This window comes from Xanthomonas sp. WHRI 8932A, assembly GCF_035012785.1.
GTDB lineage: Bacteria > Pseudomonadota > Gammaproteobacteria > Xanthomonadales > Xanthomonadaceae > Xanthomonas.
The window spans coordinates 85,342-110,309 of sequence record NZ_JAYGQQ010000005.1 but is presented as its reverse complement, the minus strand read 5'-3'; the positions used below and the strand labels follow the sequence as shown (position 1 = coordinate 110,309).

The window sequence follows — 24,968 nt, the reverse complement described above, 5'->3', positions numbered from 1 at the left end:
ATGACGCCGCGTCGCCGGTGGCGGCGTGGCGACGCCTTCCCTTTCGGCTGGAGAGACGATGAAGCGCAGGACCTTGTGCACGTTCGGCCTGTTCGCGCCGTTAGGCTTGGCGGCCACACCAGCGCTGCGATCGCCGGCGCGCACCGCGCTGCCGGTGCCGCTACCGGATGGGCAGCCGCATGCGTTCGGGTTCGCGCACGGCCGCTTCACCCTGGACGGGCAGCCCTGGCAATTGCGCAGCGGCGAAATGCATCCGCTGCGCATCGCGCGCGCCGATTGGCTGCACCGCATCCGCATGGCCAAGGCAATGGGGTTGAACACCATCGCGTTGTACCTGATGTGGAACGCGCTGGAACGCGAACCGGGGCAGTTCGATCTGGACACCGGCGAGCGCGATTTCGCCGCCTTCATCCGGCTATGCCAGCAGGAAGGGATGTGGGTGTATCTACGGCCCGGCCCGTACGTGTGCGCCGAGTGGACGCTGGGCGGGCTGCCGCCGTATCTGCTGCGCGAGCCGGACATGCGCCTGCGCGATGCCACCGACGCGCGCTACATGGCTGCGGTGCAGCGCTACATCGACGCAGTGGCGCCACGGATCGCACCGCTGATGGCCAGCGCGGGCGGACCGGTGCTGATGCTGCAGATCGAGAACGAATACAACATGCACGGAGCCGATGTGGGCTACCTGCAGGCCTTGGCCGCGCTCTGGCGCTCGCACGGCATCGCCGGCCCATTCTCCCTGGCCGAGGGTCTGAAGGATCTGCGTCGCCGCAAGGCGTATCTGCCTGGTGCGGCACTGGGCCTGGATGGTGCGGACATGGCAGACCTGCAGGCCGCCAAGCAGTTCGCGGGCGACGCGCCGGCCTGGGTGGCCGAAGGCTATCCGGGCTGGTTGACGCATTGGGGCGACGACGACGTTGCACGGCGCGATTACGCGCCGATGCTGCGGCAACTGATGGCCGCCGGCGACTCGTTCAATCTGTACGTGGTGCACGGCGGCAGCAACTTCGGCCTCAGCGCCGGTGCCAATGCCGAAGACGACGGCTCGCAATTCCAGCCGGCGCTGACCAGCTACGACTACAGCGCTCCCATCGACGAAAGTGGACGTGCCACACCCGCCTACATGGCGCTGCGCGGGATCATCGCAACGCATCTCGGCACATCGCTGCCGCCGATACCGGCTGCACCGCCGCGCGCGCGTTTTGCATCAGTCACTGCCCGCCCGGTGGCCGCGCTGTGGGACAACTTGCGTGTCGACCCTGTACACACCGAGCGGCCCACCGACAACCAGACCCTGCTCAAGCAGAACCTTGGATTGGTGGTGTACCAGCGTCGCATCGCGGCCGGCGCACAACTGCATCTGGGGCAAGTGCACGACTACGCGCTGGTGCATCTGGACGGTGCCGAACTTGGGCATGTGTCGCGCATGCAGCACGCACGCCTGCACAGCGACCCGCAGCTGGCATTGCCGCCGTCCACCGCTACCGAGCGCACGTTGGAGGTGTTGGTCGACAGCTTCGGGCATATCAATTTCGGCCCGGCCTTGGGCGATGCAAAAGGCTTGCTGGGCCCGGTGCAGCTGGATGGCAAGGAGCTGCACGACTGGCAGGTGCAGGGCCTGCCGCTGGACGGCGACCACGCGCCGACGCTACGCCCGCTGCAAGCAGCACCCACTCGGCCCGGCCTGTTCTTCGCTGCCGACATCGCGTTGGAGACGGTCGGCGACATCTATCTGGACATGGGTCAGTGGCGCAAAGGCTATCTGTGGATCAACGGCCGCCTGCTCGGGCGTTACTGGAACATCGGCCCGCAGCAGTGTCTGTTCTGCCCTGGCGCGTGGCTGCAGCCGGGCAACAACGCAGTGCTGGTGCTGGATCTACACCAACTGGAACCGACCGCCATTCACTGCGCCGATGGGCTGACCTCGGCACACAGCGCGCGCCCTGTCGCGGCACTCGCACACCCAGAGCGCTGCGCATGTTGACCGCCCCCATCGCGCCACTTTCAGCCACGCCCGTCGCTGCACCGCCGCGCACGCTCGGCGTGTGGAGCGCGCTGTCGGCCAACCTGCTCAACATGATCGGCATCGGCCCGTTCATCACCATTCCGCTGGCGTTGTCGGCGCTAGCCGGGCCGGCGGTGTTGCTGGGCTGGGTCGCCGGTGCACTGCTGTGCCTGTGCGATGGACTGGTGTGGGCCGAACTGGGCGCGGCGATTCCGCGCTCGGGCGGGCCGTATCACTATCTGCGCGAGGCCTATGGGCGCGAACACTGGGGGCGGCTGTTCGGCTTTCTGTATCTGTGGCAGACGCTGTTGACCGCCCCGCTGTCGGTGGGCTCGGCGGCGGTGGGCTGCGCGCAGTACCTGGCCTTCCTGATGCCAGGGCTGGGCCATGCTCAGCTCACCGCAATCGCGATGACGCTCTGCGCGTTCAACACGCTGCTGCTGTATCGCAAAGTGCGCTCGGTGCAGGTGCTGTCGCTGCTGGTCAGCGCGGTGGTGATCGGCGCTTGCGTGTGGATCATCGGCAGCGGCGTACTGCATTTCGATACCGGCATCGCGGCAGAGTTTTTGCACGCACGCCCTGCGTCGCCGCATGGATTCTGGTTGGGCTTCGGCGCGGTGGCGCTGATCGCGGTCTACGACTACGGCGGCTACAACAACGTGTGCATGCTCGGCGGCGAAATCCGCAGGCCGCGACGCACGATTCCGCGCGCGGTACTGCTCTCGATCCCGATCGTAGCGCTGCTGTATCTGGGCCTCAACATCACCCTGCTCGGCGTGCTGCCGTGGCAACAGGCCGCGCAGTCGAAGGCGGTGATGGCCGACTTCATGCATACCATCTACGGCCCCATCGGCGCCACAGTGGCGGTGGCACTGATCGCGCTGGCGGCATGGGGCTCGGCGCTGGTGGTGCTGCTGGGCTATTCGCGGGTGCCGTATGCGGCCGCTGCGGCCGGGCAGTTCTTCGCGGTGTTCGCGCGGCTGCATCCGCGTGGTGGATTTCCTACCGTGTCGCTGCTGTTCGTCGGCGCAACCTCGACCCTGGCCTGCCTGCTGTCGCTGGAAGATTTGATCGCCACCTTGATGATCATCCAGATCCTGTTCCAGTTTCTGGCGCAATGCCTGGCGGTGGTGCTGCTGCGTCGCAAGCGTCGCAGGCGTGCGTTTGCGATGCCGCTGTATCCCTGGCCGCTGCTGATCAGCGTCGTGGGCTGGCTCTACCTGCTGGCCACCAGCCCGGGACGGCGCCTGCTCGCGGCAGTGTTGGCGCTGTGCGTGGGTAGTGCGGTGTATCTGATCCAGGCACGGAGGGAGCGCGCATGGCCGTTCCAGCTGCAATGAGCACTGCGCAGATCGCGGTGGTCGGCGAGGTATATCTCGACCATATCTTCAGCGGCTTCGCACGCTGGCCGGCACCGGGCGAAGAAGCGTTCGCGCAGCACTACCGGCGCGAACTCGGCGGCGGCACCGTCATCACCGCCTGCGCACTGGCGCAACTGGGCTACAGCGTGCGTGTGATCGGTGCGATCGGCGCGCAGGATCGCGCACTGTTCGTGCAGCGCCTGGGCGACTTTGGCGTTTCGGCCGACGGGCTGATCGACTCGCCCAGCGGTACCGGCGTGACCACCAGCGTCTCGCTGCACGACGACCGTTCGTTCTTCACCTATGCCGGCGCCAATGCGGAGCTCCCCGCGTTGCTGCTGCGCGAAGACACCATCGCCGCCCTGTGTGCGGCCACGCATGTGCATTTCGCGCTGCCGTTGCCGGCCGTAGTGGCACGCACGTTATTGCCGCAGCTGGCGCGCGCCGGCTGCAGCACCTCGCTGGATGTCGGCTTCAGCCCGCAATGGCTCGCCGACCCAGACAACCGCGCCACCTGTCGCGCAGTGACCTGGTTCCTGCCCAACCAGAAGGAAGCCGCACAGATGGGCTGCGGCGACGGCGCCGACGCCTGCAGTGCCTGGGCACAGGCGCAAGGCCTGCATCAGACGGTGATCAAGCACGGCGCTGCCGGCGCGATGGTCGTCGATGCCGGCGGTGCGCGTCTGATTGCCGCGCCCCAGGTGCAGCTGCGCGACAGCACCGGCGCCGGCGATGCCTTCGATGCCGGCTTCATCGCCGCGTCCCTGCAAGGGCAGTCATTGGACGCCGCCGCCCAACAGGGCTGCCGCTGCGGCGCGGCGTGTTGCAGCGCGCTGGGCGCACTGGACGGTCTGATTTCTATCTCTCTCCTTTTCTCCCCCCACTGAGGACGTTCCATGAGCAGTTCTGTCGACAATCGCAAGCTGACCCTGATCGGCGGCGGCGGCGTGCGCACACCATTGGTGGTGTACGGCGTCAACGAAGCCGCCGAGGCACTCGGCGCCCGCGAGATCGTGCTGTACGACCCCGACCAGGAGCGGCTGGCCTTGATGGTGGCGATGGGCCGCGCCATCGTGGCCGAGTCCGGCGGCACCCTGCAGGTGCATGCCGCAACGTCGTTGGAAGCGGCCATCGAAGGCGCGCACTTCGTGCTCAACAGCATCCGCATCGGCGGCATCGCCCAGCGCGCCTCCGATGAAAAAACCATCATCGACCACGGCTATTCCGGTCAGGAGACCACTGGACCCGGCGGCGTGGCCAAGGCGCTGCGCACGGTGCCGGTGGCGATCGAGCAGGCACGCATGATCGAGCGGCTGAGTCCGGACGCATGGCTGGTCAGCTTCACCAACCCGGCCGGGCTGGTCACCCAGGCCATCACCGCGCACACCCGCGCGCGCGTGGTCGGCATCTGCGATACGCCGGTGGAGCTATTCCACAACATCGCGCGCGCGCTGGGCGAGCCGGCCGCCGATGTGGAGTGCGACTACGTCGGCCTCAATCACCTGGGCTGGATCCGCGCGGTGCGTTTGCGCGGGCAGGACATCATGGATCGCATCCTCGACGACGACGCCATCCTGCGTCAGCTGTATCTGGCGCCGCTGTTCGATGTCGAAATGCTGCGCGCGTTGCGGCTGATCCCCACCGAGTACCTGTATTTCTTCTACGAACGCCGCCGCGCCCTGGACAACCAGCGCGCCAGCGGGGCCAGCCGCGGGGGCGAGATCGAGCGGCTCAACCGCAGCCTGATCGCCGACCTGCGCAGCCGCCTGGAGGCTGGCGACAACGCCGGCGCGGTGCAGACCTATGCCGCCTACCTGGCGCAGCGCTCCGGCTCGTACATGAAGCTGGAGGCCGAAGCCGGCTCGGCGTTCGCACCGGATCTGGCGCCGCAGCCGGATCCGTTCCGCGCCAGCACCGGCTATCACCGCATCGCGGTGGACGTGATGAGCGCATTGACCGGCGCACGCCCGGGCCGGCACGTGGTCAACGTGCGCAACCGCGGCGCAATGGCCGAGCTGGCCGACGACGACGTGGTGGAAATCGCCGCAGACATCGACCGCGACCGCATCGTGCCGATTCCCGCCGCGCCCCTGCCGGACGCGGTGCATGGCCTGGTGCGTGCGTTCAAGGCCTACGAACACGCCGCGATCGACGCCGCACTCAGCGGCAGCCATCGGGATGCCTGCAAGGCCATGCTGATCCATCCGGCGATCGGCGAGTGGGGCCCATCGCAGCGCCTGCTGGACGCCTTGTTCGGGCACGACCACCACGACGGCCACTGCGCCGGCCCGGCACACTGGCGCGGGCATGCGGCCGGGTGATGGAGCCGGCCTGCGGATGTCGGCGTGGCCGGCACCACGCCGACGCTGGACGCCTTGTTCGGGCACGACCACGACAACGACGGCCACTGCGCCGGCCCGGCGCACTGGCGCGGGCATGCGGCCGGGTGATGGAGCCGGCCTGCGGATGTCGGCGTGGCCGGCACCACGCCGACGCTGGACGCCTTGTTCGGGCACGACCACGACGACGGCCACTGCGCCGGCCCGGCGCACTGGCGCGGGCATGTGGCTGGGTGATGGAGCCGGCCTGCGGATATCGGCGTGGCAGGCACCACGTTGATATCCGCAGGTGTTCCCGCCAGGCCGCGCCGCCACGGCCTGGCAGGCATCCGGCGGCGCGCGCACCCCCAAAATTGTGCGAGCGCACTATGCAGTTTCGACGCACACGTTGTATGGTCATCGGGAATTGGTCATGCATAGGTCTCATCGCCCAGGCTGCCGTCTCGCAGCCGCCAGCGCAGGGAGAACCGTCATGCGGATCGCAGGTCGAATCCATGGAGTCTTGAGGTCATGCATACCCGCCGCGACATCCTTCAGCTACTGGGCGCCAGCGCCGGTGCCGGCCTGCTGCCCGCGTTCGCGGCAGCGCCTGCTGCCGGCGCTTCCACGGCCGGCGGCGCCTTCGTCAGCAAGCGTCCGCCCAAGGCGCAGCGCCGCTTCGTCAGCAAGGCGGTCGAGCAGCAGATCGTGCAGATCAAGGCGCAGATCGCCGACCCGGAACTGGCCTGGCTGTTCGAGAACTGCTACCCCAATACGCTCGACACCACGGTGGAAACCGGCACCCGCAACGGCAAGCCGGATACCTTCGTCATCACCGGCGACATCCATGCGATGTGGCTGCGCGATTCGTCCGCACAGGTGCATCCTTACGTGCCGTTGGCCAAGCGCGACCCCGCGTTACGGCGCATGTTCCATGGGCTGATCCAACGCCAGGCCGCGTGCATCCGGCTCGACCCGTATGCCAACGCCTTCCTGCCCGATGGCCAGACCCAGCGCCTGAAGTGGTCGCTCAACGACATCACCGAAATGAAGCCCGGCGTGGGCGAGCGCAAGTGGGAAATCGATTCGCTGTGCTACCCCATCCGCATCGCGCACGAATACTGGCGCGCCACCGGCGACACCGCACCCTTCGACGACGACTGGCGCGAGGCGATGCACGTAGTAGTCAAAACCTTCCGCGAACAACAGCGCAAGGACAATCGCGGCCCGTACGTGTTCCAGCGCCCCTCCCCGCTGGCCACCGAAACCCTGGTGCTGGAAGGCTACGGCCAGCCGACCAAACCCAACGGCATGATCCACTCGATGTTCCGCCCGTCTGACGATGCCTGCGTGTTTCCGTTGTTCGTACCGGCCAACCTGTTTGCGGTGGCCTCGCTGCGGCAGTTGGCGACGATGAGCAACGCGTTGCATCGCGACACCGCCTTCGCCGCCGAGTGCACCGCACTGGCCGATGAAGTGGAAACCGCAACGCGCCAGTTCGGGCAGTTGCGCGATACCGATGGGCAAGCCTATTGGGCCTTCGAAGTGGACGGCTTCGGCAACCAGTTGTTTATCGACGACGCCAACGCCCCCGGCCTGCTCAGCCTGGCGTACCTGGGCTGCTGCGATCGGCGCGACCCGGTATTTTTGCGTACACGCCAGCTGGCCTGGAGCGAACGCAACCCCTATTTTTCGCGCGGCACCGCGGCCGAAGGCGTCGGCAGCCCGCACAGCGGCATGGGCACCATCTGGCCGATGTCCATCGTGCAATACGCGCTGGTCAGCGATGACGACGCGCAATTGCGCCAATGCCTGCAGTGGCTCAAGACCACCCACGCCGGCACCGGCTTCATGCACGAAGCGTTCGACAAGGACACCCCGAGCACGTTTACCCGCGACTGGTTCGCCTGGGCCAATACCTTGTTCGGCGAGCTGATCATCGACCTGCACCAACGCAAGCCCCAACTGCTGCGCAGCGCCTGAACACCCCGCGGCGCTTGATTGCTATCCGAAGCGCTTGATTGCTACTCGAAGCGCTTGATTGCTATCCAAAGCGCTGGATTCCTTCCTTCTCCCGCCTGCGGGAGAAGGTGCCCGAAGGGCGGATGAGGGTGCCCCGGCATCGGCCCGCACATTCAGAGACAACACCCCATGGCAACACGACGCGGTTTTCTCCAAGGCGCCATTGCTGCAGCATTGTTCGGCAGCGTGGGCCTGCCCGGCGCAGCCCGCGCACGGGCCGGCAACTACGCGCTGCCCGCCGATGCGCGCACGCGTGCCGAGCTCACCCGCCATGTCGATGTATTCATCGGCACCGGTGGTCATGGCCACACCTTCCCCGGCGCCACGCTGCCGTTCGGCATGGTGCAGCTGAGCCCGGACACCTACAACGCGGTGTGGGATTCGTGCTCGGGCTATCACGAATCCGACGGCTCAATCATGGGCTTTTCGCACACGCATCTGTCCGGCACCGGTATCGGCGACATGCTGGATTTTCTGCTGGTGCCCGCCACCGGCGAGGTCAAGCTGGTGCCTGGCTCGCTGGATAACCCGGATGCTGGTTACCGCTCGCGCTTCGATCACAGCGACGAAGCCGCCTCGCCCGGCTATTACCGCGTGCGGCTCAAGGACAGCGGCGTGCATGCCGAACTCACCGCCACCGCACGTGCAGGCCTGCACCGTTACCACTTCCCCAAGGGCAAGCCGGCGCACGTATTGCTCGACCTGTGCCACGGCATGCAGGACAAACCGGGCATTCCCACACGCGTCAGCGATGCACAGTTACGCGTGGTCGACGCGCAAACTCTCACCGGCGGGCGCCGCGTCTACCAGTGGGCCAAAGGGCGCTACATCTACTTCGCCATGCGGCTGTCGCGGCCGTTCGCACGCGTGCAGCTGTACAACGAAGACCAGCCGCTGGCAGCCGACACCCGCAGCCTCGATGGCACCCATCTCAAGGCCGCGCTGCACTTTCCGGATGCCTCCGATGCCCCGCTGCTGATCAAGGTCGGCATCTCTGCCGTCAGCGCCGACAACGCGCTGGCCAATCTCGACGCTGAGCTACCGGACTTCGACTTCGCACGCGTGCATGCGCAAGCCGTGGCGACCTGGGAAAAAGAGCTGGGTCGCGTGCGCATCGACAGCGATGACGATGCGCAACGCCGCATCTTCTACACCGGCCTGTATCACAGCCTGCTTGCACCCACGCTCTTCAGCGATGTGGACAACCGGTACCGCGGCATGGACCTGCAGATCCACACCGCGCCCAAGGGCTACAACAACTACAGCACTTACTCGTTGTGGGACACCTACCGCGCCGCGCATCCGCTGCTCACCCTGGTGCAACCCGAGCGCGTGCCCGACCTGGTGCAATGCTTGGTGCGCGGCGCCAACGAATGCCCGGACGGCGTCGGCATCTGGCCGCTGCAAGGCGTGGAAACCGGCTGCATGATCGGCTACCACTCCGCCGTGGTGCTGGCCGAAGCGCACGCCAAAGGCTTTACCGGCATCGACTACGCTGCCGCGTGGCCGGCCTACCGCAAGCGCGCGATGGACGACACCACCCACGGCCTAGCGTACTACCGCACGCTGGGTTACATCCCCGCCGACAAGGTGGACGAAGCAGTAAGCCGCACCCTCGAATACGCCTATGACGACTGGGCCTGCGCGCACCTGGCGCAGGCCGCCGGCGCGGTGGACGATGCACGCGCGTTGCGCAAACGCTCGCGCAACTACCGCAACGTGTTCAATCGCGACAGCGGCTTTGTGCAGGCGCGCCTGGAAGACGGCAGCTGGGCCAAACCGTTCGACCCACGCGGCATGGGCCACATCGCCAAGTGGCGCGATTTCACCGAATCCAACGCCTGGCAAGCCACCTTCCTCAATCAGCATGACTTGTACGGTTACATGGATTTGTACGGTGGCCGCGATGGTTTCGTCGCCAAGCTCGACGAACTGTTTTCCACCAGTTCCGAACTGCCGGCCGATGCGCCGCCGGATATCGACGGCCTGGTCGGCCAGTACGCGCACGGCAACGAGCCCAGCCACCACGTGGCCTATCTGTTCGCCTATGCAGGCCAACCGTATAAAACCCAGGCGATGGTGCGCCGCTTGCTGCGCGAGCAATACCACGACGCGCGCAATGGCCTGTCCGGCAATGAAGATTGTGGGCAGATGAGCGCGTGGTTCGTCCTCAGCGCGCTGGGCCTGTATGCGGTGGACCCGGTCAGCGGCAACTACATCGTCGGCAGCCCGTTGTTCAAGCGCGCAGAACTGGATGTGGGCAAAGACCGCACGCTGCGCATCGTGGCCAATAACACCAGCGCACAAAATGTCTATGTGCAATCGCTGACGTGGAATGGCAAGCCGATCAATCGCGCCTGGCTACGCCACGCCGATCTGGCCGCAGGCGGCACGCTGGAATTCACCATGGGTGCCAAGCCGAACCCAGCCTTCGGTGCGAACAAGGAGGATTTACCGCCGTCGTTCGCATAACGGCGCACGCCCCAAGCAACTCATCCCATAGGGAAGTCGACCGATCCCTGCCATGCAAGCTAAAGGCACGCGCCTCATTCCTGGCGTAAGCGAGCGGATTGCAGTCCACGTCTCCCGCAAGCGGAAGATTCTTTCTCCCTTCTCCCGCAAGCGGGAGACCCGCTTTTTCCTTTCTCCCGCAAGCGGGAGTCTTGCCTTTCCCTTCTCCCGCAAGCGGGAGAAGGTGCCCGAAGGGCGGATGAGGGCCCCACCCGCACCCCGCCCCACCCAACACCCCATTCACCACGCTTGTCACCAGTCATGCGTCACCGCCGAGAATCGCCCATGTTGCGCACCACCCTCAGCCCCCTCGTCCTGGCCCTCGCGTTCGCGCTTCCCGTCACCGCCATTGCCGCCGACACCGAGCGCTGGCCCAGCGTCGGCACGCAGGGCACGCAGTTCGTGCGCGACGGCAAGCCGTATCAGATCCTCTCCGGCGCCATCCATTTTCAGCGCATTCCACGCGCGTACTGGAAGGACCGTCTGCAAAAGGCGCGCGCGCTCGGCTTGAACACGGTGGAGACCTACGTGTTCTGGAACCTGGTCGAACCGCAGCAAGGCCAGTTCGATTTTGCTGGCAACAACGATGTGGCTGCCTTCGTCCGCGAAGCCGCGGCGCAAGGCCTCAACGTCATCCTGCGCCCCGGCCCTTACGTCTGCGCCGAATGGGAAGCCGGCGGTTATCCCGCGTGGTTGTTCGGTAAGGACAACATCCGCGTGCGCAGCCGCGACCCGCGCTTTCTCGGCGCCAGCCAGGCATACCTGGATGCAGTGGCAAAACAGGTCCAACCGCTGCTCAACCACAACGGCGGCCCCATCATCGCCGTGCAGGTAGAAAACGAATACGGCTCCTACGACGACGACCATGCCTACATGGCCGACAACCGCGCCATGTTCGTCAAGGCCGGCTTCGACAAGGCGCTACTGTTCACCTCCGACGGTGCCGACATGCTCGCCAACGGCACCCTGCCGGACACCTTGGCGGTGGTGAATTTTGCGCCAGGCGAAGCCAAGAGCGCGTTCGACAAACTGATCAAGTTCCGTCCCGAGCAACCGCGCATGGTCGGCGAATACTGGGCCGGCTGGTTCGACCATTGGGGCACGCCGCACGCCAGCACCAATGCCAAACAGCAGACCGAAGAACTGGAGTGGATCCTGCGCCAGGGCCACTCGGCCAACCTCTACATGTTCATCGGCGGCACCAGTTTCGGCTTCATGAATGGCGCCAATTTCCAGGGCAATCCCAGCGACCATTACGCGTCGCAGACCACCAGCTACGACTACGACGCCATCCTCGACGAAGCCGGCCAGCCCACGCCCAAGTTCGCATTGATGCGCGATGCCATCGCGCGCGTCACCGGCGTGCAACCGCCCGCGTTGCCGGCACCGATCGCCATGGCCGCACTACCGGACACCCGACTGCGCGAATCTGCGTCGCTGTGGGACAACCTGCCCGCACCAATCGCCATCGACACTCCGCAACCGATGGAACATTTCGGCCAGGATTACGGCTACATCCTCTACCGCACCACCATCACCGGCCCGCACAAGGGCGCGCTGTATCTGGGCGAGGTGCGCGATCTGGCGCGGGTGTATGTCGATAAGAAGCCGGTCGGCAGTGTCGAACGTCGGCTGCAGCAGGTCTCCACCGACGTGGACATCCCGGCGGGCGAACACACGCTGGACGTTTTGGTCGAAAACAGCGGTCGCATCAACTACGGCACGCGCATGGCAGATGGCCGCGCCGGCCTGATCGACCCGGTGCTGCTGGACAACCAGCAGCTCACCGGCTGGCAGGCCTTCCCGCTACCGATGCGCTCGCCCGACAGCATCCGCGGCTGGACCCGCAAGCCCGTGCAAGGCCCGGCGTTCCATCGCGGCAGCCTGCGCATCGGCACGCCCACCGACACCTATCTGGACATGCATGGCTTCGGCAAGGGCATCGCCTGGGCCAACGGCGTCAATCTCGGCCGGCATTGGTCCATCGGCCCCCAGACCGTGCTGTATTTCCCTGCGCCCTTTCAGCGCAAGGGCGATAACAGCGTGGTGGTGTTCGACCTGGACAGCACCGCCAACCCCAGTGTGCGCGGCCTGAAACAGCAGGTGTGGATCAAGCCGAAGGACTGATGACGTCACCTTCGCGCAGATCCAGAAGGTGGTAAGTAACTGCAACACTCAACTCAAAGCCCCTCTCCCCTCGGGAGAGGGGTTGGGGTGAGGGCACTGGGCGGGCCGCATGTATCAGATGAAGGGGCGCTGCACGCGTCAAACCCATCAGCGCTTTAAACCCACCAGCGTTCGCGGGTAAGCGTGCCGTTCCACAAAGCGTTTGTTCGACAACCAGACGAAGTTACGCCGCACCCTCATCCGCCCCTGCGGGGCACCTTCTCTTGAGGGGAGAAGGGAAATCAAAGCCCCTCTCCCTTCGGGAGAAAGCGTTGGGGTGAGGGTACGGGGCAAGCCGCACGCACTGCAGGGCAGCCTGCGTCGCTCGCCATCCCCTGCGCCACCGCCAAACTCACCGCCAACCAACTCGGTGCAAGGCGCCTCAACTGCCGCCCCTTCAGACCGCGCCTTGTGCGCCGTTATCTGGAAGTCCGGTGCACCTGTACCGCCCGTTGCCGTCCTGGTATCGGGCGGACCATATTCCAGGCAAGATCACCGGCTGACACCGTTACGGGGGCGCTTTGGTTGCTACGTAGACGGCCTGATTGCAGGTTCCAGGAGCGTTGCATGTCGTCGTCCACCGTTGTTGCCCAAGATTCCACCTCCGTTGCCCCGGAGCACACCCAGCACGCGTTTGCAGAGCAGGTCCATAGCAAGCCCATGGGCAGCACCGAAGCGGCGCACATGATGACGTTCCTGTGCCAGACCCAGTCGGCCAAGAAACCGCAGACACTGTTGCCGCCACAGGTGCGCGACGAGAACGCTGCCTAAGCACGGCCCGACGCGTGCGCCGCTGCCGACAGCGGTGCACGCTTGCCAACGCCCAGCCCGCAGCGTTATTCAAACGCGTTGAGCACCGTCAGCAGGCTGCTCAGGTATCGGGCACGCCTGCCTGCGCAACCGTCTCGGTGGCACCGGCTGACGCCGTGGTATCCACACCGTAAATCTGCATCACGCCCTGGTTGGTCGCGGCCTGCGCCAGCGTGTTCTGTTGCTGCTGCGCCGCTACCGCGTTCTGGAACAGGATGCCGGCCGCTTGGGCCATGCTCTGGTAGATCGTGCCCATTGCCATGGCAGGCGCCTCGCCGATGACCTTGACGTTGGACTGGGTGACGGCATCGGTGATCTGATTGTTGACTGCGGTTGGAAAAGCCATGCTGCGCTCCTGAGTGAACGGACGCACGGCGTTACCTGCCCCGGCAGCCAAGCTCGGCGGCTGTCGACCGCATCGCGCTACACCGACCAGGCCGCAAGACACAACACACCATGCCCTCCCGATAGCGGCGTGCAACCCCGCGCCTGAAACCTCACAGCGCAGCTTCGCCATGCACGTCGCAGTCACCTCGGCAACGTTTTGCGCAATGGCTCAAGGCAGGGTCAGCGCGCTGAGGCCAAGGGCGGCCAGCCAGCGCAACGGGCAGAGCGGGCGTGACGACATCGCGGGGGCTCGCAGTAGGCGGCGACCAAGGACGCCTGCGATGACCAGAGCACATGGTATTTAAGAGATAATAAATAGGTATTCTTAAAATCCGCACAGGACTGGACCACGATGGCTTCGCCACGCCTGCTGATTGGCCTGATTGCCAGCCTTGCCGCCTTTATCGCCGGGGCACAGACGCCCGCCTCGCCGCCTTCGCCGATCGTGCTCAGCGAGTTCATTGCCGACCCGTCACCCACCCCGCAGGCGCATGCCTCCACGTTATTGGAGACCCGCGATGGCCGCCTGCTGGCTGCCTGGTTCGGGGGCGCGTACGAAGGCGCGGCCGACGTCGGCATCTGGCTGACCCAGCGCGACGCACAGCACTGGCAGCCACCGCGTCGCATCGCCGATGGCACGCGTGCCGGCAAGCAGGGCGCGACCGTGCCGGCCTGGAACCCGGTACTGTTTCAATCGACCACCGGTCCGGTGCAGCTGTTTTACAAGCTCGGCCCCAACCCGCGGCAGTGGTGGGGGCTGCGCCTGACCTCAGCCGACGATGGAACGCATTGGTCTGCGCCACAGCCGTTGCCCAATGGCATCCTTGGGCCGATCAAGAACAAACCCGTGCAACTGCCGAGCGGGCGCATCTTGGCACCAAGCAGCAGCGAAGATCGCGGTTGGCGTGCGCATCTCGAATGGAGCGACGACGACGGTGAGCACTGGCAGCGTGGCATGCCGCTCAACGACCCCAGCGTGATCGGTGCGATCCAGCCCAGTCTGTTGCTGCACAGCGATGGCCGCTTGCAGGCGCTGGGCCGCAGCCAGCAGAACAAACTCTTCAGCACGTTTTCGCACGATGGCGGCCTGCATTGGCAGCCGATGCAGTTGCTCGATGTGGAAAACCCCAACTCCGGCACCGATGCGGTGACGCTGCGCGATGGTCGCTCGCTCCTGGTCTATAACCCCGGTATTGCCGGCAAGGACTGGTGGGACGGGCGCGGCACCCTGGCCGTGGCGGTGTCCGACGATGGCGTGCGCTGGCAGCACGTGTTGACGCTGGAAGACAGCGCAAAAGACGAATTTTCGTATCCGGCGGTGATCCAGACCCGCGACGGGCTGGTGCACATCAGCTACACCTGGAAGCGTCAGCGCATCAAGCATGTGGTGGTCGATCCGACGCGGCTTGGTGGCGGCGAATAACACGCAACAAGCGCGGTGGATGCGGCTGCGTCGGAGTCGCTATCGATAAGCACTACCGTGGTGTTGCGCGCTGTCTGCTGTGTTTTCAATGTCACTTCAAATACGTTGAATGCTGGTTGCGGCAGGTAAACCGCGAACGTAACGACCCTCGCCCCAACCCATCTCCCGAGGGGAGAGGGGCTCTGCCGAGGGCAGCGGAGTCTGGTCCCTTCTCCCCTCGGGAGAAGGTGCCCCGCAGGAGCGGATGAGGGTACGGCGTAGCTTGGCGTTGCCTGGTGAACACGCGCGTTGCAACGTTGGGCGAGTGCCTGCAAGCGCTGCCGGCTTCAAGAAGATAATGGGGTTAACGCAGGCAGCGCGCTGCGATCTGGTACCGGCCGATCGCCTCGTACCCTCATTACCCCGCCCACTTCTCCCAGCGGGAAAGAGGCACATCGGCATTGCCCTTGATGGTCTGTTACGCGTCAATGTTCCCCAGAAAGAAGGCAAAACAATCTACGACCCCTCCCCCGCTCGCGGCACTGCTGCCCAACCCGCAGCGTGAGATGTTGTCATCGATAAAGCACATCAGCTGCGCACAACGCACGCGCAACTCACCCGCGCAGCAACGCCACGAGACGCCGCACACGCTCCACATCCGTGCGTTGGTAATCGCCACCCAGGTCGCTGATGTAGGCATGCGGCGCATGCACCTGTGCGGCCACCGGCCCGCGCAAGGAGGCATGAAATTCATGCGCGCCAGTCCGCGCACGCAAGGCTGCAATGGTGTGCTCGGACACGCCGGCTCCGGGCATGATGCCGATGCGGCCGGCGGCCTGCGCCACCAGCGCAGCGATGGTGTCGATGCCCTCCAACGCACTCGCCCGCGCGCCCGAGGTCAGCACGCGCTCGCAGCCCAGCGCGATCGCGTCTTCCAGTACGCGTGCCGGATCGGCACTCACATCGATCGCACGATGGAAGGTCACGCCCAGCGATCCGGCCGCTTCGATCAACACACGCATCGTGGCCATATCGACCTGCCCGTGCCGATCCAGCGCGCCCAGCACCACGCCATCGCAGCCCAACCGCACGCACTGCTCCACATCGCGCTGCATCGCCTCGACCTCGGCGGCATCGAACACGAAGTCGCCCACGCGCGGGCGAATCAAGACATACAGCGGAATCTGCAACCGCTCACGCACCACCGCCAGCGTGCCGAACGAGGGCGTCAAGCCACCGCCATCCAGCCCGCCACAGAGTTCGACACGCATCGCACCGCCCTGCTGCGCGGCCAGCGCCGAGCCCACCGAATCGGCGGCCACCTCAAGCCCCATCGCCACCGACTTGTCAGCTGCGCTCATGCCGCAGGCTCCTGGGTGTAGTGGCTTTCGCCGGGCACCAGCAGGTCCTGCCGCGTCGCATCGCATACCGCGTAGCTAAAGCCTTTCTGGATCGCAAACGCGCCCACTTCGCCACGCTTGTTCATCGCCAAAAACCCGACCTGCAACGTGCGCGTCAGTTCCGGCTTGCGGTGGATCAACCGCATCACCACCTCGCGGCAGGCGTCGGCCGGCGACTTGCCCTGGCGCATCATTTCCACCACTGCAAAACTGCCCACGTTACGAATCACTTCTTCGCCCACGCCAGTGGAGGTCGCGCCGCCCACCTCGTTATCCACGTACAAGCCAGCACCGATGATCGGGCTGTCGCCAACCCGGCCGTGCATCTTCCACGCCATGCCGCTGGTGGTGCAGGCACCGGACAGATTGCCGTGCGCATCCAGCGCCAACATGCCGATGGTGTCGTGGTTGTCTTTACCGCCGGGCAATTTGGCGTCGCGCCACGCACGGTTTTCCACATTGGCTTCGGGCGAATACCTGGACGTCTTCAACCACTGCTTCCACGCTGCTTCAGAGCTGGGCGTGAGCAGCTTGGTCTTCGGAAAGCCCTGTTCCAACGCGAACTGCCGCGCGCCATCGCCGACCAGCATCACGTGCGGGGTTTTTTCCATCACCGCGCGCGCCACCGAAATGGCATGCACCACATCTTCCAGCGATGCCACCGCGCCGCAATTGCCCAGGTGATCCATGATGCAGGCATCCAGCGTCACTCGACCGTCGCGATCCGGATACCCGCCCAGGCCGACGGTGGGATTGGTCGGGTCCGCTTCTGGCACGCGCACGCCCGCTTCCACTGCATCCAGCGCGATACCGCCGGCACTCAGGATTTGCCACGCGGCCTGATTGGCGGCCACGCCGAAATCCCAGGTCGAGATCACTCGCGCCGCGCCCGCCGGCAAGGCCGCAGGGCGTGCTGCTGCGGTGGATTTCGCGGCGGCCTGCGCACGCGCGCCCCACCCGGCCAGGCCGGAAGCAATGGCGCCCAGCGTGGCGCTCTTGAGGAAATGACGACGTTGAATCATCCAGGCGAACTCCATGACGGAAACAGATGCCGCGCATTGCGCCGCAGCCTCCCATCATGCGACAGCGCTGGCTGCGGATAAACCGCATTGCCGTGCGCAACCGGTGCGGATCCATGCACAACCGCGCCTGGCTTAGCGCGGCTGGCCAAAAGTAGCGAGTGGTCGTCAGGTAGGCGTGGATGGCGCGCTCAGAGCCGGAGTGGACGAGTGGCATGCCGCACCGGGCACCGGTCGTGCCCGCCTGGTGGTGAGCGAAGTCGTTGTGTTAGCCACTCCCTCTCTGGCTGGCGTGCAGTTGTTGCGCGTCCTATCCGGTGCGGTACGCCGACGTCCGGCTGGTAGAGACCCCAGCCTCCCAGCAGACCTCCTGACCTCCCGGCAATCACGCAGAGGTACGAACCTCTGCCCACAGGAAAGGGATTTCGGTGGGCGGACCAGACGTCCGCAGGCCGCAGCAACGAAGCAGCACCAGCCATCGCAAACCCAATCGCAAGCCCATCGCAAAAAATCTTTCTTCAGTTAACCCCATTTTCCGCGCTGGCCCGTTTTACCTACAGAGGCGCAGTGCACGGCGACCTCGGGCTGTCTGGTTGTTACCCACTTCGTCATCGCCACGCAAAGGATTCCCATGCCACGTCACAGCCTTCTCGCGCTCGCCCTGCTGCTGAGCGCCTGCTCGCACGAACCCACCGCACCCGTCGTTGGCGACCCGCCGTCATCGCCCCCCTACACCGGCGAGATCGCGTATACGCCCGCAGCCAAACCCGAACCCCAACCCGCGCGTCCACCCGTGCTCGCGGATCCCGCACCGATACAACCAAGCCAGGCTGACATGGTCTATGCGCCCAGCCCGCCAGCACCCGCGGCGCCGCAGAGTGCCAATGGCGCACTTGCGCGGCAAGCACCTGCGGCCACGCTGATGGCCAAGCACGCACTGCCGGATCGGTCCATGCCCGCACCACCCATTGCGTCGATAACACCGGCCGAGAATCGCGAAACCTACCAGACCCTCAGCGACAACCCGGTCGTGCAGGCCGCAGACAATCCGGTGTCTACCTTCAGCATCGACGTCGACACCGGCAGCTACAGCAATGTGCGGCGCTATCTCACCAGTGGCAGCCTGCCGCCGGTCGATGCAGTGCGTGTGGAAGAGATGATCAACTACTTCCGCTACGACGACCCCGCACCCCGCGACGGCCAACCGTTTGCCGTGCGTACCGAACTGGCGCCCACGCCCTGGAACAAGAACAGCGTGCTATTGCGCATCGGCATTACCGGCCGCGATGTCGCCGCGTCTGCCATGCCGGCAGCCAACCTGGTGTTCCTGGTCGACGTCTCCGGCTCGATGGAAGCGCCCGACAAGCTGCCGCTGTTGCAGTCCTCGCTCAAGCTGCTGACACGCCAGCTGCGCGCGCAGGACCGCATCACCTTGGTGACCTACGCCGGCAACACCGCCGTGGTGTTGCCGCCCACGTCAGGTAATCAGCAAGCACGCATCGTCGAAGCCATCGACAGCCTGCAATCGGGCGGCGGCACTGCCGGTGCCAGCGGCATCGAGCTGGCCTACAAGGCAGCGCAGCAGAGCTATCTGCGTGGCGGCATCAACCGCATCCTGCTGGCTACCGATGGCGACTTCAATGTGGGCGTCACCGACTTCGATACGCTCAAGGGCATGGTGGCCGAAAAGCGCCGTTCCGGTGTGGCGTTGTCCACGCTCGGCTTTGGCACCGGCAACTACAACGACACCTTGATGGAGCAATTGGCCGACGCCGGCGACGGTGCCTACGCTTACATCGATTCGCCGCTGGAAGCGCGCAAGGTGTTGACCCACGAGCTGGGCGCCACGCTGGAAACCATCGCGCGCGACGTCAAGATCCAGGTCGAGTTCAACCCGGCCACCGTGCAGGAATACCGCCTGATCGGCTACGAAAACCGTGCACTGCGCCGCGAAGATTTCAACAACGACCAGGTCGACGCTGGCGACATCGGCGCAGGCCACAGCGTCACCGCGCTGTATGAAATCACCCCCGCACGCGGTGAAGCCTCGGTCGACCCGCTACGTTATGCCACTAAAGCCAAACGCCAGGCCGCAGACAACGGCAACGAGCTTGCCCATCTCAAGCTGCGCTACAAATTGCCGGACGCGCACCGCAGCCGCCTGCTCGACACCGTCATCCGCAGCGACCAGCAGGTTGCACTGAATGCCTCCAGCGACGCGTTCCGGTTTGCAGCAGCGGTCGCTGGTTTCGGCCAACGCCTGCGCGGCGGCAACCAATTGCACGGCTGGGATTATCCGCAGCTGCGCGCCTTGGCAGCAGGCAGCATCGGCAAGGACCGCTTCGGCTATCGCGCCGACTTCCTGCGCATGGTGCAGCAGGCCGAAACGCTGAGCAGCCGGCCGGTCGCCACCACCGACTGATGCGCACAGCGGTTGCCTATACTGCGCGCATGCATCCTGCCGATCTTGCGCATCTCCCCGACGAGGAGCTCATGCTCCTCGTCGCCAATGGTTTTGTCGAACAGCCCGCCACCGAGCTGTTCAAGCGGCATAACCGTGCCTTGTTCAATTTTCTGGCGTGGCAGTGCGAGGGCAATGTCGGCGAGGCCGAAGACCTGGCACAGAAGACCTGGCTCAAGCTGATGACCCGCTGCAGCGACTACCGCCCCGAGCAAGCCGCCTTCGGCAGTTTTCTATACCAGATCGCGCGCAATGCGTGGATCGACACGCGTCGTAGTGCTTACGTCGCCACCTCGGTGCCGTTGGACGACAGCCATCTGCACCTGCCCGACGACGACCTGTCCACCGAGCAGCTGGCAATGCTGGGCCAGCAGCAACATCGTGTGCGCAGCGCGGTGATGGCCTTGCCCGATGCACAACGCGAAGTGGTCGTGCTGCGGTTCTTCTCAGGTTTGGCCATCGAAGACATCGCACAGGTGGTCGGAGAAGGCTTCGAGACCGTCAAAAGCCGGCTGCGTTATGCGTTTGCCAAGTTGCGCCTGAGCCTGGACGCCGCGCAGTGAGCACACTATTCGAGCGTTTTATTGCTGGCGAAGATGGCCTGGCCTCTTTGCTAGGTGCATTGCCGGCCTACGCGCCGCCCGACCGCATGCAAGCGTGGTTTGCGCAGGCCGCTGCGCAGGCCGACAGCACGCGCAATACCGCTGAGCCTGGATCGGCGCAGACAATATCGACAGACGCAGCGGACACCTTGCAGTTCGAGCCACCGGCGACGATGGGCGCCATCTTCGCTGCGGCTGCCGCGCAGGCGGAGCAGGCGCAGGCCGCACAGCGCGCGGCCATCCACGCACGACTGGCAGACGGCGACGACGCGACGCAGGCACTGGGTGCGCAGGTACACGACAGCACGCGTGCGTGGTTGCAGCAGCAGCTGCCGGTGACGTCCACAGCCACGCATGTCGCCGCGCCTGCGTTGCGGGAGAACGATGGCGCCGATACGTTTGTGGGTGATGGCACTGCGCCAGTGGAGGCGACGCAGACGGCGAGTCGCTCGTCCTCCAGCGTTGCACCAGGTGATACGTCGCCGGCTCCAGTGCTGGTAGCAGCGACGTCACCGATCACCTCGCATGCCGCGCAGACCGTCGATGCAGCACAAGCAACCGATGCAACGCGCGCGCATCCCCCTGTCGCGCGTCGCGCACGACGCCAGCGCTGGATGCCGGCATTGGCGCTGGCGGCCTCGGTCACCTTGGCGGTCGGCGTCGGCCTGCAATGGCAAGCGACTACGCCGCCGACAACATCGATGGAGGCTGCGCCGGCTGCGGCTGTGCCAGCCGATCAAGCCCAGGCCCAGGCCGAAGCGGAATCGCAAACAAGATCGGCCCCGGACAATCAGGCACCGCTGTCTCAGATCCCGCAGCCAGAGCCCGCGCCCGCGCCCGCGTCAGCGTCAGCGTCAGCGTCAGCGTCAGCGTCAACAGATTTTGATAGCACGGTCGAAGAACGCATGCGTCAACCCGCTGCTGCCCCACCGCCGCCAGCGTTTGCGCCACCGCCGATGCCCGCGCCCGCGCAACCTGTGGAGTCGTTGGTTGTCGTTCCGGCTCCCCCGGCGCCGGCCGCGGCACCTTCCGAACCCGCGCCAATCGCAGCAGCCCCTGCCGCCGACCTCGCGCTGCCAGCGCTACCTGCACCGGTTGCGCCGTCCGTCAGCGCATCAGTCGCCGAGATGCCGTCTCCGTCCGCAAATCGCAACGCCGCTGTGCCGAACACCGCCAATGCCGCGCAGGCACCCGCACGCAACAACGCGAAGCCGGCAGCGGCGCCTGCGTTTGCCGCTGCGACACCGGCAAACGACATGCAGCCATTCGGGCAATTGGACGCGGGGAACTCTGCGCACTCCACGCTAGCCGCTGCAGTGGTCTCCCGGGCGCCTCAGGATACGCAGCTGTCGCGTGCGCCCTCGATCAAACGCGCACCATTGCAGAAAGACGCTGCCACGCAACAACGCGTGCAAGAACACACCGCAGCGCAGACTCCCGGGCCGGTATCGACAGTGGCTGCTCCGCAAGCCAGCGCTGCAGGCGATGCCGCAAGATCTTCCAAGCCGGTGCACTTGCTTGCGTTGACGACCTCGCCGGATACGTGGCTCGACCACGCGCTGCCTGCCGGACAACGTGGGCCTGTGCAGCTGCACATCTGGACGGCAGATCCCGAGGCGAACGCGTTCCGACAGTGGCTCGATCAACTGCGCAAGGCATACAGCAAGCGCAATGTACCGGCGCAACTGGACATCGCCCGCGACCCACACTTGCCAACAGACCGCGTGCGCGTCGAAACGGTGAGCCCAACGCAACCGAAGTGAGTGCAGCCAACAAAACGTAGCGAACAGACGGCAGGCGACTGTGGACGGCGCACAGGAATCGCAGTGTCAAAGTGATCCATGTCGACTAAGACCATCGGTCGCGCCGGTCGATGCCGCGCTATCGCTATCGCAAGCATCCGCTATCGCCAGCAGAATGCGGCACACCTCACTCCACGTCGAACTCCCCGTCTTCGCGCAGCAGGCTGGTCAGCACATGATCGCGCCAGACGCCGTTCAACTGCAGATAGCGTCGCGCGCGGCCCTCGATCTGGAAGCCCAACCGCGCCAGCACCTGCGCGCTGCGCACATTGTCCGGCACGTATTGCGCCATGACCCGATGCAACCCGAGCGGCCCGAACACGAATGCGATGCCCTGCGTGGCGGCCCACTGCATCAAACCGCGCCCCTGATGGGACGCATCCAGCCCGTAGCCGAGATGACAGCCCTGAAACGCCCCGCGCTGAATCTGGGTGAAGCCCACCGTGCCGATCACGTCTTGCCCGGAGCACAGCACCAGTTGCAGTTCGCGCTCACCGGGCACCGACGCGCGGTAGGCGATGCACAACCTGCGCCAGCCTTCGACGGTGTAGAACGCAGGCGGCCGCAGCGGCATCGCCTCGATCAGATGGCCGCGGTTGCGCGCGTGATAGTCGGCCACTGCGGCGGGGTCGGCGTTGGCCAGATCGGACAACACCACACCGTCCGCATGGCACACGGGCTTGAAGGCGGGCAGGCTCATGACGTCACTCTACAATCGCGATATCGCGCATCGTATCGATCAGCGCCAGCTGCGCAGCGCGATGCGAAAGCCGCAACGCTGACGCCGAACCATCCACCCGCCGCGCTCACGCATGCACGTGACCGCAGACGCATCGCCTGGATTCCAGTCGTTTCAAGCGCGGCGATCCACACGCTGCGTGCATGTCCCGCTTGGATCTGGAGATCACACAGAGGCTGCACTCTGCGCGCACGCCCTGCCGAAGGAGAGCACCGCACACGCCGGTCCGACGGCTGCGGTGTCTCTGTGCCAGCTGCTCTAGGCGGCGGCAGCCGAGGCAAGCGCCTGCGCCACCTGCGACTCGATGGCGTCCAGATTCGGCAGCAGCGCGCTCTGCTCACCGAGCAACACGCGCATGTGCACGCCGTCCGGCAGCGCGTCTTCCGAGGCGTCGGCCAGCAAACCGTCGCGCGGCACCGAAATCAGTTGCGGGAACGAGGCAGTGAGCAACGCGAAGTACGGCAGCACGGGATTGCCGCCCAGCGCCTTCAGCACGATCACCTTGTTGTTGACGGCCGTAGGTTCGTCGCCCAAGCCGCTGAGGCGTGCGAACGACAGCAGCGGCACCTTCCAGCCGTACCAGTCGATGCGCCCAACCACCCAGCGCGGCATGTCCGGCAGCGCTTCGACTGCCACGCGCGACATCACCTCGGCCACCGTGGCGTTCGGCAGCAGCACCCGCTCGGTGCCGGCCTGAATCAGGACGCCGCGGATTTCGTCATTGTTGGCGTAGCTCATCGCACCATTCCGATCTGAGAGGGAGCGCCCGGCTTACGCCGGCCAACGCTGTGCCAACGCCTGCGCCAACTGCGCGGGATCGCCGGTCAAAATGCCTTGTCGTGCCAGGCGCGCCGCAGCGGCCGGGTCGTAGCAACCGTCGGCGGACTGACCGGCCAACCAGCCACCCTGCTCGGCCAATGCCAGCGATGCATCCACCAGCGTCTCGTTGGCGCCGCTGAGCATCAGCACTGCACTGTCGGTGGCCGGCAGCGCCGCGATCAGCGCCGCAGGATCGCTATGCGCCACGAAGGCCAGTGCACCTGCGTGCTGCTGCAGGCCAATTTCGTCGGACAACACGTAGACCTTGCCCGGCGAAACGACCTGTCCCGGCTCACCCAGCTCGACCGGCAACGCGGAGACGCGCCCCATCTGCCGCACCAGGTTGCCGTACTGGCCGCCATCGAGGGTCATGCGCACCAGTACCGCACGCGGGAAGTTAGGCGGCAGCGCCGCCAGCAGCCGGCGGATCGCATCCGGCCCACCAATGCCGGCCATCACCAGCACCGCGCCGGTCACTTCGCCGCTGTGTTCCAGATCCACCAGCGACAAGCCGCCGGTCGACAGCGCTGCCACGTCCACTTCGGTACGCGGGCGCACCACCACGGCAACCTCGTCGACCAGACCCCAGGTACTGGAATCGCCCAGCGTCGTACTCGGCTTGTCGGCAGCGGCAGGCGTCTGCGCGTGATCGACAGCGCGCGTAAACATGGCATCACCCGGCATGCTTTCGAAGGCATGCGCGGCCGCTTCCAGATGTTGATCGAGTTGCAGGTCCGAATGCTGGCGCGGGGCGAGCGTCAGGCCCGGCTCGGGTTGCAGCGAGGGCTCGCTTTCGGTGCCCGGCGGCAACACATCGGCGTGGCCGTGCAGCTTGGCGGCCAGATGGCGTACCCAACGCTGCGCTTCCCAGCCCTCGCGGCGCACCGTGAGTTCGGCTTCGTCGAAGATCACCGTCACGCCAGGCATGTTGAAGGCCGGCTCCAACGCTTCCAGCGCGTCTTCGATCGACGGTTCCAGCGAAACCAGCACCGCCACCGGCTCGGCATCGCGCAGCATCTGCACGTCGACCGCCGACGGTTCGTCTTCCAGCACGACCTGCGCACCGGCCAGGCCGAGCGCTTCGCGCAGACGCTCGCGCGCCTCACCCGGCCGGCCCAGCAGGGCGACCGGAGTTCCCATTGCG

General features: G+C 65.8%; 17 protein-coding genes, 2 other RNA genes and 1 pseudogene. 12 read left to right on the top strand and 8 right to left on the bottom strand.

What is annotated here, in order from left to right; translation table 11 throughout:
• Positions 1 to 58: 58 nt before the first annotated feature.
• From VC212_RS09555 to VC212_RS09520, 8 genes are all read left to right on the top strand, one after another.
• On the top strand, positions 59 to 1,984 hold the full coding sequence (locus VC212_RS09555; protein WP_323515430.1) for a beta-galactosidase: 1,926 nt from the start codon (positions 59 to 61) through the stop codon (positions 1,982 to 1,984).
• A complete protein-coding gene (locus VC212_RS09550; protein ID WP_323515432.1) occupies positions 1,978 to 3,345 on the top strand; it encodes an APC family permease in 1,368 nt (455 codons plus the stop codon). The genes VC212_RS09555 and VC212_RS09550 overlap by 7 nt, the downstream gene beginning before the upstream one ends.
• Positions 3,324 to 4,253: a carbohydrate kinase family protein gene (locus VC212_RS09545; protein WP_323515433.1), complete on the top strand. Its 930-nt coding sequence runs from the start codon at positions 3,324 to 3,326 to the stop codon at positions 4,251 to 4,253. Before VC212_RS09550 ends, VC212_RS09545 begins: the two co-directional genes overlap by 22 nt.
• Before the next feature lie 9 nt (positions 4,254 to 4,262).
• The gene (locus VC212_RS09540) at positions 4,263 to 5,687 is read left to right on the top strand and encodes a 6-phospho-beta-glucosidase (protein ID WP_323515434.1); all 1,425 of its coding nucleotides are present in this window, start codon (positions 4,263 to 4,265) and stop codon (positions 5,685 to 5,687) included.
• A 528-nt stretch (positions 5,688 to 6,215) separates the two neighbouring features.
• The gene (locus VC212_RS09535; protein ID WP_323515438.1) at positions 6,216 to 7,667 is read left to right on the top strand and encodes a glycoside hydrolase family 125 protein; all 1,452 of its coding nucleotides are present in this window, start codon (positions 6,216 to 6,218) and stop codon (positions 7,665 to 7,667) included.
• Positions 7,668 to 7,835: 168 nt separating this feature from the next.
• Positions 7,836 to 10,178 carry a GH92 family glycosyl hydrolase gene (locus VC212_RS09530; protein WP_323515440.1) on the top strand — a complete coding sequence of 781 codons (2,343 nt, stop codon included), beginning with the start codon at positions 7,836 to 7,838 and terminating at the stop codon, positions 10,176 to 10,178.
• A gap of 324 nt (positions 10,179 to 10,502) precedes the next feature.
• Positions 10,503 to 12,344 carry a beta-galactosidase family protein gene (locus tag VC212_RS09525; protein ID WP_323515441.1) on the top strand — a complete coding sequence of 614 codons (1,842 nt, stop codon included), beginning with the start codon at positions 10,503 to 10,505 and terminating at the stop codon, positions 12,342 to 12,344.
• Between the two features lie 606 nt (positions 12,345 to 12,950).
• On the top strand, positions 12,951 to 13,154 hold the full coding sequence (locus VC212_RS09520) for a hypothetical protein (RefSeq protein ID WP_115528640.1): 204 nt from the start codon (positions 12,951 to 12,953) through the stop codon (positions 13,152 to 13,154).
• A gap of 65 nt (positions 13,155 to 13,219) precedes the next feature.
• Here the strand turns inward: VC212_RS09520 and VC212_RS09515 are convergent.
• Positions 13,220 to 13,539 (bottom strand): annotated as a pseudogene (locus VC212_RS09515) (RebB family R body protein).
• Between the two features lie 393 nt (positions 13,540 to 13,932).
• Here VC212_RS09515 and VC212_RS09510 point away from each other — a divergent pair.
• Positions 13,933 to 15,003: a sialidase family protein gene (locus VC212_RS09510; RefSeq protein ID WP_323515442.1), complete on the top strand. Its 1,071-nt coding sequence runs from the start codon at positions 13,933 to 13,935 to the stop codon at positions 15,001 to 15,003.
• Positions 15,004 to 15,596: 593 nt separating this feature from the next.
• Here the strand turns inward: VC212_RS09510 and VC212_RS09505 are convergent.
• From VC212_RS09505 to VC212_RS09495, 3 genes are all read right to left on the bottom strand, one after another.
• Complete coding sequence (locus VC212_RS09505) at positions 15,597 to 16,316, bottom strand: copper homeostasis protein CutC (protein ID WP_323515493.1); 720 nt, start codon at positions 16,314 to 16,316, stop codon at positions 15,597 to 15,599.
• Between the two features lie 23 nt (positions 16,317 to 16,339).
• The gene (locus tag VC212_RS09500) at positions 16,340 to 17,404 is read right to left on the bottom strand and encodes a N(4)-(beta-N-acetylglucosaminyl)-L-asparaginase (protein ID WP_311238658.1); all 1,065 of its coding nucleotides are present in this window, start codon (positions 17,402 to 17,404) and stop codon (positions 16,340 to 16,342) included.
• 139 nt (positions 17,405 to 17,543) lie between these two features.
• Positions 17,544 to 17,618: non-coding RNA, sX9 sRNA (locus tag VC212_RS09495), on the bottom strand.
• A 414-nt stretch (positions 17,619 to 18,032) separates the two neighbouring features.
• Here VC212_RS09495 and VC212_RS09490 point away from each other — a divergent pair.
• The 3 genes from VC212_RS09490 to VC212_RS09480 are packed head-to-tail and all read left to right on the top strand — an operon-like array spanning position 18,033 to position 22,227.
• A complete protein-coding gene (locus VC212_RS09490; RefSeq protein ID WP_323515443.1) occupies positions 18,033 to 19,823 on the top strand; it encodes a VWA domain-containing protein in 1,791 nt (596 codons plus the stop codon).
• A 29-nt stretch (positions 19,824 to 19,852) separates the two neighbouring features.
• Positions 19,853 to 20,425 carry a sigma-70 family RNA polymerase sigma factor gene (locus VC212_RS09485; protein ID WP_323515494.1) on the top strand — a complete coding sequence of 191 codons (573 nt, stop codon included), beginning with the start codon at positions 19,853 to 19,855 and terminating at the stop codon, positions 20,423 to 20,425.
• A complete protein-coding gene (locus VC212_RS09480) occupies positions 20,422 to 22,227 on the top strand; it encodes a hypothetical protein (protein ID WP_323515444.1) in 1,806 nt (601 codons plus the stop codon). The genes VC212_RS09485 and VC212_RS09480 overlap by 4 nt, the downstream gene beginning before the upstream one ends.
• Positions 22,228 to 22,231: 4 nt before the next feature.
• Here the strand turns inward: VC212_RS09480 and VC212_RS09475 are convergent.
• From VC212_RS09475 to VC212_RS09460, 4 genes are all read right to left on the bottom strand, one after another.
• Positions 22,232 to 22,307, bottom strand: a non-coding RNA gene (locus VC212_RS09475) — sX9 sRNA.
• 86 nt (positions 22,308 to 22,393) lie between these two features.
• On the bottom strand, positions 22,394 to 22,966 hold the full coding sequence (locus VC212_RS09470) for a GNAT family N-acetyltransferase (RefSeq protein WP_323515445.1): 573 nt from the start codon (positions 22,964 to 22,966) through the stop codon (positions 22,394 to 22,396).
• Between the two features lie 297 nt (positions 22,967 to 23,263).
• Positions 23,264 to 23,743 carry a chemotaxis protein CheW gene (locus VC212_RS09465; RefSeq protein WP_055849215.1) on the bottom strand — a complete coding sequence of 160 codons (480 nt, stop codon included), beginning with the start codon at positions 23,741 to 23,743 and terminating at the stop codon, positions 23,264 to 23,266.
• Between the two features lie 33 nt (positions 23,744 to 23,776).
• Positions 23,777 to 24,964 (bottom strand): chemotaxis protein CheB, encoded by a 1,188-nt coding sequence (locus tag VC212_RS09460; protein WP_323515495.1) that lies wholly within the window; start codon positions 24,962 to 24,964, stop codon positions 23,777 to 23,779.
• Positions 24,965 to 24,968 lie beyond the last annotated feature (4 nt).